Source organism: Neorhizobium galegae, assembly GCF_017877055.1.
GTDB classification, from domain to species: domain Bacteria; phylum Pseudomonadota; class Alphaproteobacteria; order Rhizobiales; family Rhizobiaceae; genus Neorhizobium; species Neorhizobium galegae_D.
Genome location: NZ_JAGIPG010000001.1, coordinates 1,866,193 through 1,882,570, shown reverse-complemented (window position 1 = coordinate 1,882,570; position 16,378 = coordinate 1,866,193). Strand labels below are relative to the sequence as shown.

General features: G+C 63.1%; 14 protein-coding genes. 9 read left to right on the top strand and 5 right to left on the bottom strand.

What is annotated here, in order from left to right; all coding sequences use genetic code 11:
- The first annotated feature begins 80 nt into the window (after window positions 1-80).
- From folP to folK, 3 genes are read left to right on the top strand one after another with little or no spacing between them, the layout of a single operon-like run.
- Window positions 81-956 (top strand): dihydropteroate synthase, encoded by an 876-nt coding sequence (gene folP / locus J2857_RS08845; RefSeq protein WP_210010089.1) that lies wholly within the window; start codon window positions 81-83, stop codon window positions 954-956.
- On the top strand, window positions 956-1,321 hold the full coding sequence (gene folB, locus J2857_RS08840) for a dihydroneopterin aldolase (RefSeq protein WP_210009729.1): 366 nt from the start codon (window positions 956-958) through the stop codon (window positions 1,319-1,321). Before folP ends, folB begins: the two co-directional genes overlap by 1 nt.
- Window positions 1,305-1,832 carry a 2-amino-4-hydroxy-6-hydroxymethyldihydropteridine diphosphokinase gene (gene folK / locus J2857_RS08835; RefSeq protein WP_210009728.1) on the top strand — a complete coding sequence of 176 codons (528 nt, stop codon included), beginning with the start codon at window positions 1,305-1,307 and terminating at the stop codon, window positions 1,830-1,832. Before folB ends, folK begins: the two co-directional genes overlap by 17 nt.
- Before the next feature lie 15 nt (window positions 1,833-1,847).
- On the opposite strand, the gene J2857_RS08830 is transcribed toward folK, so the two are convergent.
- The 4 genes from J2857_RS08830 to J2857_RS08815 all read right to left on the bottom strand — a co-directional run bounded on the left by J2857_RS08830 (window position 1,848) and on the right by J2857_RS08815 (window position 5,637).
- The gene (locus J2857_RS08830) at window positions 1,848-2,402 is read right to left on the bottom strand and encodes a hypothetical protein (protein WP_210009727.1); all 555 of its coding nucleotides are present in this window, start codon (window positions 2,400-2,402) and stop codon (window positions 1,848-1,850) included.
- 102 nt (window positions 2,403-2,504) lie between these two features.
- Window positions 2,505-3,584: a YcjF family protein gene (locus tag J2857_RS08825; RefSeq protein WP_210009726.1), complete on the bottom strand. Its 1,080-nt coding sequence runs from the start codon at window positions 3,582-3,584 to the stop codon at window positions 2,505-2,507.
- Window positions 3,581-5,050, bottom strand: a complete 1,470-nt coding sequence (locus J2857_RS08820) for a YcjX family protein (RefSeq protein ID WP_210009725.1) — start codon at window positions 5,048-5,050, stop codon at window positions 3,581-3,583. Before J2857_RS08820 ends, J2857_RS08825 begins: the two co-directional genes overlap by 4 nt.
- A 77-nt stretch (window positions 5,051-5,127) precedes the next feature.
- Entirely contained in the window at window positions 5,128-5,637 is a 510-nt protein-coding gene (locus J2857_RS08815) for a SixA phosphatase family protein (RefSeq protein ID WP_210009724.1), read from the bottom strand.
- Window positions 5,638-5,907: 270 nt separating this feature from the next.
- Here J2857_RS08815 and dksA point away from each other — a divergent pair, with 270 nt between their 5' ends.
- Window positions 5,908-6,327 carry an RNA polymerase-binding protein DksA gene (gene dksA / locus J2857_RS08810; RefSeq protein WP_007771163.1) on the top strand — a complete coding sequence of 140 codons (420 nt, stop codon included), beginning with the start codon at window positions 5,908-5,910 and terminating at the stop codon, window positions 6,325-6,327.
- A gap of 82 nt (window positions 6,328-6,409) precedes the next feature.
- Here the strand turns inward: dksA and J2857_RS08805 are convergent, their stop codons facing one another.
- Window positions 6,410-7,492, bottom strand: a complete 1,083-nt coding sequence (locus J2857_RS08805; RefSeq protein ID WP_210009723.1) for a flagellar biosynthetic protein FliO — start codon at window positions 7,490-7,492, stop codon at window positions 6,410-6,412.
- A 251-nt stretch (window positions 7,493-7,743) separates the two neighbouring features.
- Between J2857_RS08805 and cckA the strand changes: the two genes are divergently transcribed.
- The 5 genes from cckA (at window position 7,744) to J2857_RS08780 (ending at window position 16,329) form a co-directional block, all read left to right on the top strand.
- Window positions 7,744-10,356: a cell cycle histidine kinase CckA gene (gene cckA, locus J2857_RS08800; protein ID WP_210009722.1), complete on the top strand. Its 2,613-nt coding sequence runs from the start codon at window positions 7,744-7,746 to the stop codon at window positions 10,354-10,356.
- 245 nt (window positions 10,357-10,601) lie between these two features.
- Window positions 10,602-11,690 carry a recombinase RecA gene (gene recA / locus J2857_RS08795; RefSeq protein WP_210009721.1) on the top strand — a complete coding sequence of 363 codons (1,089 nt, stop codon included), beginning with the start codon at window positions 10,602-10,604 and terminating at the stop codon, window positions 11,688-11,690.
- Window positions 11,691-11,872: 182 nt separating this feature from the next.
- The gene (gene alaS / locus J2857_RS08790) at window positions 11,873-14,533 is read left to right on the top strand and encodes an alanine--tRNA ligase (protein ID WP_210009720.1); all 2,661 of its coding nucleotides are present in this window, start codon (window positions 11,873-11,875) and stop codon (window positions 14,531-14,533) included.
- Window positions 14,534-14,586: 53 nt separating this feature from the next.
- Window positions 14,587-15,453: a tRNA 2-thiocytidine(32) synthetase TtcA gene (ttcA, locus tag J2857_RS08785; RefSeq protein WP_210009719.1), complete on the top strand. Its 867-nt coding sequence runs from the start codon at window positions 14,587-14,589 to the stop codon at window positions 15,451-15,453.
- A 51-nt stretch (window positions 15,454-15,504) separates the two neighbouring features.
- A complete protein-coding gene (locus J2857_RS08780) occupies window positions 15,505-16,329 on the top strand; it encodes an inositol monophosphatase family protein (protein WP_210009718.1) in 825 nt (274 codons plus the stop codon).
- Window positions 16,330-16,378 lie beyond the last annotated feature (49 nt).

Below are 16,378 nucleotides of genomic sequence, written 5' to 3'. Positions count from 1 at the left end.
GGGGACCTTGGGGCATAGCCAGCCTGAGCGCAACACAAAGGCATCAAATTTTGCGTTACCCTTCGAAAGACGGCCGGCCGGTGATATCGCAGCGCAACAGCACCTGGCGTGTCGGGCGGGGCCGCATCCTTGAACTCGGTCGCCAGGGCCAGATTATGGCGATCATCAACATCACGCCCGATTCCTTTTCCGACGGTGGAAGCTACGCGGACATGGATGCCGTGGTGGCTCACGCCGTTTCCTGCGTCCGCGACGGCGCCGCTATCCTCGATATCGGCGGTGAGTCGACGCGGCCCGGCGCCGCCGAGGTGACGGCGGCCGAAGAGCAGGACCGCGTCCTGCCGGTGATCGAAAAACTGGCCGCCGAGACCGATGCGCTGATCTCGATCGATACCTACCGCGCGGAAACCGCTCGCCTGGCGATGGCGGCGGGAGCCCATATCATCAACGACGTCCACGGCCTGCAGCGCGAGCCGGAAATTGCAGCCGTTGCGGCTCGAACATCCGCCGGGGTCTGCATCATGCATACCGGCCGCGGGCGCGAGCAGGAAAAGCGGCCCGATCGAATCGCGGACCAGGAATTTTTCCTGCAGCAGTCTCTCGAGATCGCTCGCAGCGCCGGCATTTCCGACGAGGCGATCGTGCTTGATCCCGGCTTCGGCTTTGCCAAGGACCGTGACGACGACATCGAATTGATGGCGCGTTTTGCCGAACTGCATCGGCTCGGTTTTCCGCTGCTCGCTGGCACCTCGCGCAAGCGTTTCATCGGCGCCCTGACGGGACGGGAAAAGGCGAACGAACGCGACGTCGGCACCGCCGCGACCACGGCAATCCTGCGCCTTGCGGGGGCGTCGGTCTTCCGCGTCCACAACGTTGCCGCCAACCGGGATGCGCTGGCGATGGCCGACGCGGTTCTCGCAGCAGCCTCCGCTTACTACGCAAGAGAGGGCCTTTGATGGCGACCTACACGATCACGCTGAAGAACTGTGCGTTCTACGCCAAGCATGGCGCTTTCGAGCAGGAGGCCACGCTCGGCCAGCGTTTCTTCATCGACGTCATCATGGATGTCGAGGCGGACGAGGCGCTCGAAAACGACGATGTTTCAAGCACGGTGCACTACGGCATCGCCTACGAGATCGTCGAGAAGGTGGTGACCGGCCACCGCCGCAACCTCATCGAGACGCTCGCTAAGGACATCGCCAAGGCGCTCTGCGCCTGGTCGCCGCAGATCCGCCGGGCAGAGATCGCCGTTCGCAAGCCGAGCGTGCCGATCCCCGGCATCCTGGATTACGCGGAGGTGCGTGTTGAGCATTTCGCCTGAAAAGACGGTCGAGGTCGCGGCTCTGGGGCTTGGCGGCAATATCGGTGACCCGCCGTCGTCGATGGCCGAGGCGCTCAGGCAGCTCGATGGGCGCGAAGACTGCCGGGTTCTCGCTGTCTCGAAACTCTACTCGACCCCGCCCTGGGGCAAGACCGACCAGGCGGATTTCTTCAACTGCTGCGTCCTGGTGGAGACTTCATTGGAGCCGCAGGACCTGCTGGACGTCTGTCTGTCGATCGAGCGCGGCATGAAGCGCGTCCGGCTGGAACGCTGGGGACCACGGACCATCGATATCGATATCCTGACCTATGGCATGCGCGAACAGAGAAGCGAAAAACTGGAAGTGCCGCATCCGCGCATGACCGACCGCGGCTTCGTGATGATGCCGCTGGCCGACATCGCGCCGGAATTGGTGGTGAAGGGGAGAACGGTGCGCGACTGGCTGGCAAGTGCGGATACCGCTGGCATCAGGGTCGCGCGGGATAGCCAGGATTGGTGGCGGAGCGCCTGAGGCGCCCCGGCGATCCTACTGGTTGATCGAGCCGACGGCGATCGAATCCATGTCACGGTCCAGGCTGAGGCCGATCACCGGCACCATCTGGTCCTCGACCTTGATCGAGATGGTGATGTTCATCTTGTTCTCGCCGCGCAGGCTCGCGACCATCGCGCCGTTGAGCTGATTGCGGTTGATGCCCATGACGACCTTGTCGCCGCTGACCGAGCCGGAAATGATGTCGAGACCCTTGCCTTCGGCGCCGTCCAGGAACTTGCCGGTATAACCGCGGCCGTTCTGAGTGATCGTGGCCGACATCGGCTGCTGGAATACGCCGACGCGGCAGGTTCCGTCGAGCTTGATGCCGACATTGCTGTCCGGGATCGCGGCACCCGTGAGGTTGCAGTTGAATTTGGTGCCCTTGTATTTCCCGGCGACGATTTCGCCAGGACCTTTCCAGACGCCGGCGACCGACTGGAAGAAAGCCTTGTCGCGCGGAGCGGCCTCGGCCTGCGGTGCCATGGCGGAGGTCGCCGCGACGGTCAGAATGGCGAACCCGCCAAGAAGCGAAAAGAAGCGCGAATACATGAACTTTCCCCTGACGAGCAGCAACTTTAAGTGTCCCGTAATTTAAGTGGGAATGGTTAACGAGTGGTGACGATGGCCCCGTCTGAGCCATGGTCAGGTACTCTATTGTTCATCTTTGCGCCCGCCGACAGTCGCGATATCCGAGATGAAATCGCCGATTCCGGGTCTTTTGACCGCCCGGAAGGGCAGTGGCCGGCAGAGGTCCATGGCAGCGATGCCGATTCGCGCGGTCAGCAGGCCGTTGATCACGCCCTCGCCCAGACGCTTGGATAGTTTCGAGGCGAGGCCGTGTCCCAGAACCTGTTGCGCGACACCGTCGCCGACGGCGATCGAGCCCGTCACGGCGAGATGGGCGATGACATCCCGCATCAGCCTCAACAGCCCGAGCGTGCCAGGTCTGCCGCCGTAAAGCTCGGCCATGGCACGGATCAGCCGCGTCACTTCGAAAAGCACATAGGCGAGATCCACGATGGCGCGCGGGCTGACCGCGGTGACGATCGAGACACGCTTGGACGATCCGAGGATGAGCGCCCGGGCCTTGCGGTCGAGCGGTGCCAGGAGCTCCCGTTCGGCAAGCTCGATGAGCTGCGGCCCGTCGATGATCTCGTCCTTCGTGGCATCGAGGTTGGCGCGCCCCTTCGCAGTCTCCGCCCGGTGACTGAGGATCTTGGTGAGCGTGGCGACGACGGTGCGCGCAGCGGCCGGGCGAGGAGAAACGACCGCCTCTTCCGCCTGGGCCTTCAGCGTCTGGACGGCAGAAAGCCGCATCATGCCGAAAATCTCGCGGCCGACGATCACGGCGACGGCGATAAGCCCGATGGCAAGCGCGGTGAGTGCCGCATATCCGAGCCAGTCGGCGCGGGTGAACAGGTCGCGGACGACGCTATCGGCCCAGAGACCGAAGGCGAGGGACAGGAAGGTGCCGAAGGCGGCCGTCGCCAGATTGACGAACGAGAATCTCTTGCGCGCCCGAGGCTCGGCGACCGGGATGGCCTCCGCGGCGAGTTCGGGGGGCGTCACGAACGGATCCTGTTCGTCGGGCGTCACCACGACGCCGTCCTGGAAGCTGCGCGGGCTGCGACGCGGGGCAGGCAGGGTTTCTTGCCGCGACGCGTTTTCCTCTTCGATGGAGAAAGATGCGGGCCGGCGCCTGGTGTTCTGAGGTGATTCGGGCGGTCTCATGCGAGGCGATCTCCGAACAGGAACTGCATGGCGCGGTCGAGCCGGATATGCGGCACCGAGAGCTTGATGCCGCCATTGGCCTCTTCCAGCGCCGGCGGACGAAAGCGTACCACATTGATCTCCGGAAGTTCCGCATCGACGGAATCCAGCTGTTGAAAAAATGCTTCAGGGTTTTCCGGCAAGTCACCGGGAAATATCGCAGTTTTCTTACTTCCATCGAAGCGTTCGCCATTGATCATCTCGCCCGCAATAGGCGTGCCGACGATGACCGGCAGGAGATGGCCGTCTTCCTTGACCGTCGCCTCGCGGGTGGCGCGCACCGATGCGATCGCCATCACCTCGATGCCGGCGCCGGCCATGCCGATGCGCTGCACGGCCCGATCGACCAGCCGGCCGGTGAGCCGTTCCAGGCGGTCATGGCTCTCGTGGTGCAGGTGATCCGCCTTGGTCGCCGCGACCAGAACCTTGTCGATCCGGCGACCGATCAGGGAGGAGAAGAAGCTGTTGTGGCCTGGACGGAAACAGGCGAGTACGTCGGTCAGCGCCCGTTCCAGATCCTGCACCGCTTCGGGGCCGCGATTGATCGCCTGCAGCGCGTCGATCAGCACGATCTGGCGGTCCAGCCGCGCGAAATGCTCGCGGAAGAACGGCTTGACCACGACGTTCTTGTAGGCCTCGTAGCGACGCTCCATCATCGCCCGCAGCGAACCCTTCGGCGCTTTGGTGTCGGGCATGTTCGGCAGCGGTGCGAACGTGAGCGCCGGCGAGCCTTCGAGATCGCCGGGCATCAGGAAGCGGCCGGGCGGCAGGGTTGAAAGCGACCGTTCGTCCGCCTTGCAGGCCTTGAGGTAGCCCGCAAAGGCGTCCGACAGCCGCCTTGCGGTCATTTCGTCAGCCGGGGCGTCCGCATCTATGCCATTTGCGAGGGCGAGCCATTCCCGCGACAATTCCTCGCGTATGCCGGTCCCGGCAAGGGTTACGGTATTGTCGCTGAAGGTGCGAAAATCCTGCCCCAGCAGCGGCAGGTCGAGCAGCCATTCGCCGGGATAATCGACGATGTCGATCGACAGCCGGCCGCGCGAAAACATCCGGCCCCAGCCGCTGGCGCTCTGGTAGTCGAGGGTAATGCGCAATTCCGAGATCGCACGGGTCGAATCCGGCCAGATGCGGTCGCGCACCAGCGCCTGGATGTGGTCTTCGTACTGGAAGCGCGGGATGGCGTCGTCCGGCTGCGGCTCGAGCCGTACGGCAGAGATTCGGCCGGACCGGAACGCCTCGAAGAGCGGCAGCCGGCCCCCGTTCAGGAGATTGTGGATGAGCGACGAGATGAACACGGTCTTGCCGGCTCGCGACAGGCCGGTCACGCCGAGCCGGATCGTCGGATGCACGAGACCCGAGGCACGGTCGGCGAGATTGTCGAGCGCGATGCGCGCGTCATCCGAGAAGCTGGTAAGCGAAGGCGGCAAGGCGTCATTCCGGGGCCAGAGTTTACGCCTATATAGGAAGCCGGTGGGAGGCCGCAAAGCCGTCGCTCGGGTCCAGTTCAGGCCGTCAGGAAGTCGGTCAGGGTCCAGGCTGCATCGGAGCCTGCGACAAAACCGCGATAATCGAGTACCGCAAGACCGGCAGGAGGGTAGCCGCCGGGGACGGCCGCCACCATCTGGTCGGCGCCGATCAGCCCTTCCAGCACTTCTTCCATGGTCGGGTTGTGGCCGACGAGCATGACCGAGTTGCTGTCCCGCTGGCCTGCCAGAATCGCGAGATAGGTGCCGAGCGAGCCGTTGTAGAGCTCGTCGATGAAGACAGGCTCGATCTCCTCGCTGATCGCACGTCGGACCGCCTCGGCGGTCTGGCGGCATCGGATGGCGGTGGAACTGATAAGGATATCAGGCCGGTAGTTGCGATCGGCAGCCTTGTCGGCAACGATCTCGGCCTGTGCGAAGCCCTGATTGTCGAGGGGCCGATCGAAATCGTGTTGTCCCGGCTCCGCCCAGCCGGACTTGGCATGGCGCAGCAGGTAGATGCGGGAAGGAGGAGGATTGATCGTCGTCATGCCCGGCACCGCTAGTGAGAGGATGGAAGCGATGGGTAGCCTTTCGGCACGAGACTCGTCAACTGCCACAGATGTTCTGAAATAGCCTGCCCGAGCGCAGCCTCCTGTGGAGAAGAGTTTCGGGTGTTCAGAATAAAAGCTTAAAAAATAGCCGTTTAGCGGATTTTTATGACAGTTTTAAAAATGCCTTAATACTGAGCGCGAGGCTTGAATCGGGATGGGAGGATAGGATATAGAGCGCCGCATGAGATGTTCTTCAGGAGAATCGCGTTGAGTGAGAAGATCGATCTTAGCAATTATGTGCTCTCGGAAAACGACGAGTTCATGAATGCAAATCAGAAGGCGTATTTCCGGGCAAAGCTTATCGCCTGGAAAAACGATATCCTGAGAGAAGCGCGCGAAACGCTGGGTCACCTGGCAGAAGAGAGCGCCAACCACCCGGATCTCGCCGACCGGGCTTCCTCCGAAACCGACAGGGCTATCGAGCTTCGAGCCCGTGACCGCCAGCGCAAGCTGATTTCCAAGATCGATGCCGCCTTGCAGCGCATCGAAGACGGCACCTACGGTTACTGCGAGGAAACGGGCGAACCGATCGGCCTCAAGCGTCTCGACGCCCGTCCGATCGCCACGCTGTCGATCGAGGCGCAGGAACGCCACGAGCGCCGCGAAAAGGTCTATCGGGACGAATAATTCGCCCGATCAGTCAGAAAAAATTCAGGGCACGGTTTTCCGTGCCTTTTTTCTTGGCCGAAAATTCAAACCTCGGGCCGGCTCACTTGTCGCGGGTGACGGACATCTCGCCGAAGATGCGGGCGACTTCCGACTGCAGGCTTGGCTCCGGCGTTGCGCCAGTGACCGGCGGCACACCGGGGTTCCTCGGCTGCATCTGGCGGTTCGGCGCCGGGATGACGGCAGGCTCCCGGGCGGCGAGGTTGTTTGCCATTTCCTCTTCGAGAATCCGTTCGAAGTCGCTGCCGAGCTGTTTCGGCTTGTCGGCGGCCGATTGCAGGGCAGGTGGCACGATCGCGGCGCTGACCGGCACGACGCGCGGCTCGGGTGCTTCCTGGAAGACCCGTCCACGGGCGGCGTCGAGCACATCGGCCGCGTCGTCGAAGGCCGGAACCTGGGCAGGGGTTGGGGCAGGAGGCGGCGGTGCCGCAGCGGCTGCCAATGCTGCGATCGGCCGCAACTGTTCGGGTTTTACCTCCGGGGCTTGGCGGGCCGGCGGTTCGATCCTCGGGGCGGCGGCCGGCTCGGGAGATGCGGCATTGTGAGCCGGGGCAGGCGGCGCGGGGCGCGGGGCAAGTGTCCCGCTCATCGGTATGGGGCCCGTCGTGGGAGCCGGCGGCGCGGCGCGCGGCGTCTCTCGCTGCGGCAACGCGCTTTCCCGGGGCGGCTCGACGCGCGGTTCCGGAATTGCGGGACGTGGGATCGGGGCGGGGCGTGGCTCGGCAACGGCAGCCGGTCGGGCTTCCATGGCGGGTGCCGCCTGGACGGGAACCGTCATGTCCATTGGCTGGAACCGGTTGGCCCCCGTCGCCAGGGTCGCCGGCATGGCAGGCGCCGCCGTGGAAATTCCGCTTTCGATGACGATATCGGTCGGTCCGCCGATCATGATCAGGTGTTCGACCCCGTCGCGGCGGATGAGAACCAAGCGACGGCGCGCATCGACTGCCGCCGCATCCAGCACCTGCAGCCGCGGCTGGCGGTTTTTTCCGCCGCGCACGAAGGGCGAAGGGCCGGTCCGGCTGCGGATGAGCCAGAGCACGCCGATGAGCACGAGAAGCCCGATGCCGACGCCGACGACTGCGATCAGGAGGTTCCCTCCATAGGCGCCTATCAGGTCATTCAACATATCTTGCCACTCCTCATGTGAAAGCCGCGGTAAAAAACGACTTTTTTCCTACCGAAGCAAGCTGCTAACTGTCACTGTCCCGCGCTGAAAGACAGCGTAGAAAAGCAAAGATAGGTCACTCCGCCAAACTGTCCCGGGTTTTGTGGCCCAGCAGAGCTTTTTGCTTAACCGGCAACTTGCTAATAAGGAATCGCGGGATTCCTGATCCCTGATGTTCATGGCCGCAGCGCCGGTCGAAATGCGAGGAATTGATGACGAAGTTGCAGCAGAGCGGCAACTACGAGGCGCCCCTGGTGGAAAAAGGGACGCGTGGCGGCACCATCATCCGGATCGTCCTTCTGGCGCTCGTTCTCTGTGGCGTAGCCGCCGGATTCGTAATGTTCCAGCATGCGCTCGACAACGAGGTGGTACTCGGCCTGCTCGGCATTCTCGCGATGGTCGGCATCTTCTTCCTGGTGTCCTCGATCATCGGCCTCGTCGAGGTAATGCCGCAGTCGCGTTCCGACGAGCTGGCTCGCGGTTTCCTGGCCAACCATCCCGACGGCATTCTGATCACCGACGCCAAGGGTCGTATTCTCTATGCCAACGCCGCCTATGGCCGGATGACCGGCGCGACCAAGGCGAGCAACGTGCAGTCGCTCGAGGCGCTTCTGTCCAAGACCCGCGAATCGACCGAGGCGCTTTACCGGCTGACGACGGCTCTGCGCGAAGGCCGGGAAGGCCATGAGGAGTTCCGGCTTCTCCAGCCGATCGGACGCACGACCGGCAACGGTTCCGGCGCCCACTGGTACCGTCTCAAGGCACGGCTGCTGACGCCCGCCGACAGCCGCAAGGGCCAGCTCGACATCTGGCAGATCACCGACATCACCTCGGAACGCGACGACCAGGAACGGTTCTTCCGCGAACTGCAGAACGCCATCGACTATCTCGACCATGCGCCCGTCGGGTTCTTCTCTGCGGGCAAGAAGGGCGAGATCTTCTACCTGAACGCCACGCTTGCCGAATGGCTCGGCATCGACCTGACTAAGTTCGTGCCGCGCTCGGTGACGATCGCCGATCTCGTGGCCGGTGAGGGCATGGCGCTGATCCAGTCGGTGCAGGCAGCACCCGGTCTGAAGCGCACCGAGACCCTCGACCTCGATCTGCGCCGCACCAACGGCCAGAGCCTGCCCGTGCGCCTGGTGCATAATGTCAGTGCCACCCGCGACGGCGCGCCGGGCGAAAGCCGCACCATCGTGCTGGCGCGGCCGAAGGGCGGCGAGGGCGACCAGTCCGCCTCCGCGATGCGCTTCACGCGCTTCTTCAACAACACGCCGATGGCGATTGCCTCCGTCGATGGCGAAGGCCGGATCCTGCGCATCAATGCGCCGTTCCTCAAACTGTTTGCCGACGTCGTGTCCCGCGACGACGTGGACGCCGGTATCGAACTCGACCGCATCGTGCACGACAATGCCCGCCAGCATCTGATGCAGGCGATTGCCGCTGCCAAGGACGGACAGGGCGATATCGCCCCGATCGATTCGCGCCACCCGGGTGACGAGAACCGCTATGTGCGCTTCTATGTGAACGCCGTGATCGACGAAAGCGACGAGGCGCCGGAAGAGGCCGCGATCGTCTATGCCGTCGAGACGACCGAGCAGAAGGCGCTCGAAACCCAGATGGCCCAGACCCAGAAGCTCAATGCGGTCGGCACGCTGGCGGGCGGCATCGCCCACGACTTCAACAACGTCCTGACTGCGATCCTTCTGTCCTCCGATCATCTCCTGCTGCAGGCGCGTCCCTCCGACGCGAGCTTTGCCGACCTGATGGAGATCAAGCGCAATGCCAACCGTGCCGCCGTGCTGGTGCGCCAGTTGCTCGCCTTCTCGCGCAAGCAGACCATGCGGCCGGCGGTGCTGAACTTGACCGATGTCGTCGGCGACCTGCGCATGCTGGTCGACCGGTTGATCTCCGGCACCAATGTGAAGCTCGAAGTGGATTACGGCCGCGATATCTGGCCGGTGCGCACCGATCTTTCGCAGTTCGAGCAGGTTCTGATCAACCTTTGTGTCAACGCGCGCGACGCCATGCCCCAGGGCGGCACGATCCTGATCAAGACCCGCAACGTATCCGCCGAGGATGCGGGCGGTTTCCATCAGACGGATCTGCCGGCCGAGGATTTCGTGATGATCGAGGTTTCCGACACCGGCACGGGCATTCCGCCTGAAATCATCGACAAGATCTTCGAACCGTTCTTCACCACCAAGGAAGTGGGCAAGGGCACAGGCCTCGGTCTCTCCATGGTCTATGGCATCGTCAAACAGTCGGGCGGCTATATCTATCCCGAATCGGAGGTCGGCCGCGGCACGAGTTTCCGCATCTTCCTTCCACGCCACATTCCCGAAGCGCCTGTCGTCGTCCCCGACGCTCCCGCAGCCGGTCCGCAGGCGCAGCCGACCGCTCTCGCGCCCGTCGCCTCGACGCCGGTTTCCGACGACCTCGACCTCACGGGAAAGTCGGCGGTCGTCCTGCTCGTCGAGGACGAGGAGGCAGTTCGTCGCGGCGGCAAACGCATGCTGGAAACCCGTGGCTATACCGTGCATGAGGCGGGCTCGGGCACCGAGGCGCTCGAGATCATGGAAGAGCTTGAGGGGCAGGTGGATATCGTCGTCTCGGACGTCGTCATGCCGGAAATGGACGGCCCGACGCTTTTGACCGAGCTGCGCAAAACCTATCCGGACATGAAGTTCATCTTCGTCTCCGGTTATGCCGAGGATGCGTTTGCCCGCAATCTGCCGGCCGACGCCAAGTTCGGCTTCCTGCCCAAGCCGTTCTCGCTGAAGCAGCTTGCTGTCGCAGTCCGGGAAATGCTCGATTCGGAGTGAGAATCGGACGGTCTCTCATAAATATTCAGACGCCCCGATTCGCCTGGGGATCGCGGCGAGGCGTTGATTTCACAAGCGAATTTTAAATGCCCAGGCACGGGTGAACATTTTGAGAACGAAATCGAAATAGCTATTTTGACTCAATCGTTTGATCGGTCCTTGCCAAATGAGAACAAAATAGGTACATCACCTTTATCGGCAGCTTCATTGCTTGCGCGGCGGCAATAACCTAAAGGTGGGACCAGATGGCACAGAATAGTTTGCGGCTCGTAGAGGATAAAGGCGTGGACAAGAGCAAGGCGCTGGAAGCGGCACTTTCACAGATCGAACGATCCTTCGGTAAGGGATCGATCATGAAGCTCGGTTCGAACGAGAATATTGTCGAGATCGAGACGGTTTCGACCGGCTCTCTCAGCCTCGATATCGCGCTTGGAATCGGCGGCCTGCCGAAGGGCCGCATCATCGAGATCTACGGTCCGGAAAGCTCGGGTAAGACGACGCTTGCGCTGCAGACGATTGCCGAAGCCCAGAAGAAGGGCGGCATCTGCGCGTTCGTCGATGCGGAACACGCGCTCGATCCGGTCTATGCCCGCAAGCTCGGCGTCGATCTCCAGAACCTTCTGATCTCGCAGCCGGATACCGGCGAGCAGGCGCTCGAAATCACCGATACGCTGGTCCGTTCCGGTGCCGTCGATGTCCTCGTCATCGACTCGGTTGCAGCCCTGACGCCGCGTGCGGAAATCGAAGGCGAGATGGGCGACAGCCTGCCGGGCTTGCAGGCGCGTCTGATGAGCCAGGCGCTGCGCAAGCTGACGGCTTCGATCTCCAAGTCGAATACGATGGTGATCTTCATCAACCAGATCCGCATGAAGATCGGCGTGATGTTCGGCTCGCCGGAAACCACCACCGGCGGCAACGCCTTGAAATTCTACGCCTCGGTTCGCCTCGACATCCGCCGCATCGGCCAGGTCAAGGAACGCGAGGAAGTGGTCGGCAACCAGACCCGCGTGAAGGTCGTCAAGAACAAGATGGCGCCTCCCTTCAAACAGGTCGAATTCGACATCATGTATGGCGAAGGCGTTTCCAAGACCGGCGAACTCGTCGATCTCGGCGTCAAGGCCGGCATCGTCGAGAAATCCGGTGCCTGGTTCTCCTATAACAGCCAGCGTCTCGGCCAGGGCCGCGAGAACGCCAAGACCTTCCTGCGCGACAACCCGGAGCTTGCCCGGGAGATCGAGACGTCGCTGCGCCAGAATGCCGGCCTCATCGCTGACCGATTCCTGCAGAACGGCGGTCCGGACGCTGACGACGGTGACGTTGCCGCGGATATGTAAGCGGTCCAGCCGCTTCCGGAATTTCTCCCACCGCTGATTTTGAACCGGCTGCGCATGCAAAGATGCGCGGCCGGTTTCTCGTTCGGTTAGGCGGTCGGCGGCTGGACAGTTGTGGGTGTGGGCGATACAAGCCTTTGGTTTTCGAATAATAGGACCGCATCCGGCGGTAAAAAGGGCGTAGCATGAGCGGCGTGAATGAAATCCGGTCGACCTTCCTCGACTATTTCCGAAAGAACGGACACGAGGTCGTCTCCTCCAGTCCGCTGGTGCCGCGCAACGATCCGACGCTGATGTTCACCAATGCCGGCATGGTGCAATTCAAGAACGTGTTCACCGGCCTCGAGAAGCGCCCCTATTCGACGGCGGCAACGGCACAGAAATGCGTTCGCGCCGGCGGCAAGCACAACGACCTCGACAATGTGGGCTATACCGCCCGCCACCATACCTTCTTCGAAATGCTCGGCAATTTCTCCTTCGGCGATTATTTCAAGGAGCGTGCCATCGAGCTTGCCTGGAACCTGATCACCAAGGAGTTCGGCCTCGACGCCAAGCGTCTCCTGGTGACGGTTTATCACACCGACGATGAGGCTTTCGGCCTCTGGAAGAAGATCGCCGGCCTTTCGGACGACAGGATCATCCGCATTCCGACCAGCGACAATTTCTGGGCGATGGGCGATACCGGTCCCTGCGGCCCGTGCTCGGAAATCTTCTATGACCATGGCGACCATATCTGGGGCGGCCCTCCCGGTTCGCCGGAAGAGGACGGCGACCGGTTCATCGAGATCTGGAACCTCGTCTTCATGCAGTATGAGCAGGTGACGAAGGAAGAGCGCATCGACCTGCCGCGCCCGTCGATCGATACCGGCATGGGCCTGGAGCGTGTTGCGGCCGTGCTGCAGGGCCAGCACGACAATTACGACATCGACCTGTTCCGCGCGCTGATCTCGGCCTCGGAAGAGGCGACCGGCGTCAAGGCGGAAGGCGAGCATCGCGGCAGCCACCGCGTCATCGCCGACCACCTGCGGTCTTCCGCATTCCTGATCGCCGACGGCGTGCTGCCGTCGAACGAGGGCCGTGGTTATGTGCTTCGCCGCATCATGCGCCGCGCCATGCGCCATGCGCAGCTGCTCGGCGCCCGCGATCCGCTGCTCTGGAAACTGCTGCCGGCCCTGATCCAGCAGATGGGACGCGCCTATCCGGAACTGGTGCGTGCGGAATCGCTGATTTCGGAAACGCTGAAGCTCGAGGAAAACCGCTTCCGCAAGACGCTGGAGCGCGGTCTTTCACTGCTCTCGGATGCGACGAACACCCTTCACAAGGGCGACATGCTGGATGGCGAGACGGCCTTCAAGCTCTATGATACCTATGGCTTCCCGCTCGATCTGACGCAGGATGCCTTGCGCGCCCGCGAGATTGGCGTCGATATTTCCGGCTTTACGGACGCCATGGAGCGCCAGAAGGCCGAAGCCCGCTCCCATTGGACCGGCTCCGGTGACAAGGCCACCGAGACGATCTGGTTCGAGCTCAAGGAAAAGCACGGCGCGACCGAATTCCTCGGCTACGACATGGAAATGGCCGAAGGCGTGGTGCAGGCGATCGTCCGCGACGGCAAGGCCGTCGACAGCGCTTCGGCCGGCGAGCAGGTGCAGGTCGTCGTCAACCAGACGCCGTTCTACGGCGAATCCGGCGGCCAAATGGGCGATACCGGGGTGATCTCGACCGACAATGGCAAGCTCGATGTCTCTGATACCCAGAAAAAGGGCGAGGGCCTGTTCGTCCACGTCGCGACCGTCGCTGAGGGCACGTTGAAGGTCGGCGACGCGGTGGCGCTGACGGTCGATCATGCCCGCCGTTCCCGCCTGCGTTCCAACCATTCGGCTACTCACCTTCTGCATGAGGCGCTGCGTGAAGTGCTCGGCACCCATGTGGCCCAGAAGGGTTCGCTGGTTGCGCCCGAGCGGCTACGCTTCGACGTCTCGCATCCGAAGCCGATGTCGGCAGAGGAGTTGCAGAAGGTCGAGGACATGGCAAATGCCATCATCCTGCAGAATGCGCCGGTCACGACCCGGCTGATGAGCGTCGACGACGCGATCGCGGAGGGCGCCATGGCGCTGTTCGGCGAAAAATACGGTGATGAAGTTCGCGTCGTTGCGATGGGCAAGGCGATCGAAGGCCCCAAGGCCGGCAAGCCCTATTCGGTCGAACTCTGCGGCGGCACGCATGTCAACGCGACCGGCGATATCGGCCTTGTCCGCATTCTCGGCGAAAGCGCCGTCGGCGCCGGTGTTCGCCGCGTCGAGGCGGTGACGGGCGAGGCGGCGCGGACCTATCTCGCCGAACAGGACGAGCGCGTGAAGACGCTCGCAGGTGCCTTGAAGGTGCAGCCGGCGGAATTGGTTTCGCGCGTCGAAGCGCTGATCGACGAACGCCGCAAGCTCGAGAAGGAACTGGCGGACGCCAGGCGCAGGCTTGCCATGGGCGGCGGGCAGGGCGGTTCGGCCGGTGATTTCAAGGAGATCGGCGGCATCAAGTTCATGGGCAAGGCGCTGAACGGCATCGACGCCAAGGACCTGAAGGGCCTGGCGGATGAAGGCAAGGCGAGCCTCGGCTCCGGCGTCGTCACGCTGATCGGCGTTTCGGAAGACGGCAAGGCAAGCGCCGTGGTTGCGGTCACGCCTGACCTGGTCGATCGCTTCAGCGCCGTGGACCTGGTCCGCATCGCATCCGTGGCTCTCGGCGGCAAGGGCGGCGGTGGCCGTCCCGACATGGCCCAGGCCGGTGGACCCGATGGCGCCAAGGCGAGCGAGGCGCTCGACGCGGTGGCGGCCGCTCTCGACGCCTGACGTCAAACACCGGAAGCGGGCATTGCCCGCTTTTCGGTTTCAAAGGAAGACCAATGGGCGTGATGGCCAAGATCGACGACGAACTGGACGAGGTCGAAAACGGCCTCGTGCCTGCGCTCTTTCGGGACGCGCCGAGTTCCGTCTCGTTCAACAAGCTGCGCAAGCGCCTGCTCCGGCAGGTCCGCCAGGCCTTCGATGATTTCGGCATGCTGAATGGCCAGAAGCGCTGGCTGGTCGGCCTGTCCGGCGGCAAGGATTCCTATTCGCTGCTCGCCGTGCTGCTCGACCTGCAATGGCGCGGCCTGCTGCCAGTCGAGCTGATTGCCTGCAATCTCGACCAGGGCCAGCCGAACTTCCCGAAGCATATATTGCCGGAATACCTCGCCTCGATCGGCGTGAAGCACCGCATCGAATATCGCGATACCTATTCGATCGTGAAGGAAAAGGTGCCGGAAGGCGCCACCTATTGCTCGCTCTGTTCAAGGCTGCGGCGCGGCAACCTTTACCGCATCGCCCGCGAAGAGGGCTGTGACGCCTTGGTGCTCGGCCACCACCGCGAAGATATCCTCGAGACCTTCTTCATGAATTTCTTCCACGGTGGCAGGCTTGCCGGCATGCCGGCCAAGCTGTTGAACGACGAAGGCAATGTGATGGTGCTGAGGCCGCTCGCCTATTGCGCCGAGGACGATCTGGCGAAATTCGCCGCCGCCATGCAGTTCCCGATCATCCCGTGTGATCTCTGCGGCTCGCAGGATGGCCTGCAGCGCAATGCGATGAAGGCGATGCTTGCCGACATCGAGGCGCGCATGCCGGGCCGCAAGGATACGATGTTGCGCGCACTCGGCCACGTGAACCCGTCGCACCTGCTTGATCCGAAACTCTTCGATTTCTCCGGCCTGCAAGCCGTTCAAAGCCTCTGAATTCCTCTCGAACCCCGCCTTCACGTACCAATCCCCCAAGAGACCGTTGTCATGACCCTTCCGCTCGACATCACGAAGCTTGCCGATCTTCTGCGCCTTGCCGCCAAGGCCGAAATCCTGCCGCGTTTCCGGCGGCTCGGCAGCGGCGATGTCCGTTCAAAGAGCGAGCCGTCCGACCTGGTAACCGAGGCCGACGAGGCCGCCGAGCGGATGATCCGCCGGGAGCTGGAGGCCTTTGCGCCCGGTGCGCTCTTCGTCGGCGAGGAATCGGTGGCGGCCGATCCGTCGCTGCTCGCCAAGCTCGCCGATGCGGAATTCGCGGTGGTCGTCGATCCGGTCGACGGCACGTTCAATTTCGCTTCCGGCATCCCGGCCTTCGGCGTCATGGCCTCGGTCGTCTGGAAGGGCGAGACGGTCGCCGGCATCATCTACGATCCGATGGGCGACGACTGGGTCATGGCGGAAAGGGGCGCCGGCGCGTTCATGAGGCGGCCTGACGGCGAGGCGATCCGGCTTTCGGTCGCCGACGCCCGGCCGATAGAAGCCATGATCGGCATGGCGTCGCCCGGATATTTCTTCGGCGGCGAGCGGGAGCGGATCCTTGGCAATCTCGCCAAGGTCCGGTTCTTCGCCAACTATCGCTGCTCGGCCCATGAATACCGCACCTTTGCCGGTGGGCACGTGCAGTTCGTGCTCTACAACAAGCTGATGCCCTGGGACCATCTGGCCGGCACGCTGATCGGCACGGAGGCGGGCGGTTACGTGGCGCGCTTCGACGGTTCGCCCTATATGCCGCACCATGTCGACGGGGGCCTGCTGCTCGCCACCGACAAGGAAAGCTGGCAGATGCTGCGCCACGAGATCATCGGCCACTGAAACAACACCACCGACAAGAAAAAGGCCGGATCGCTCCGGCCTTTTTCGT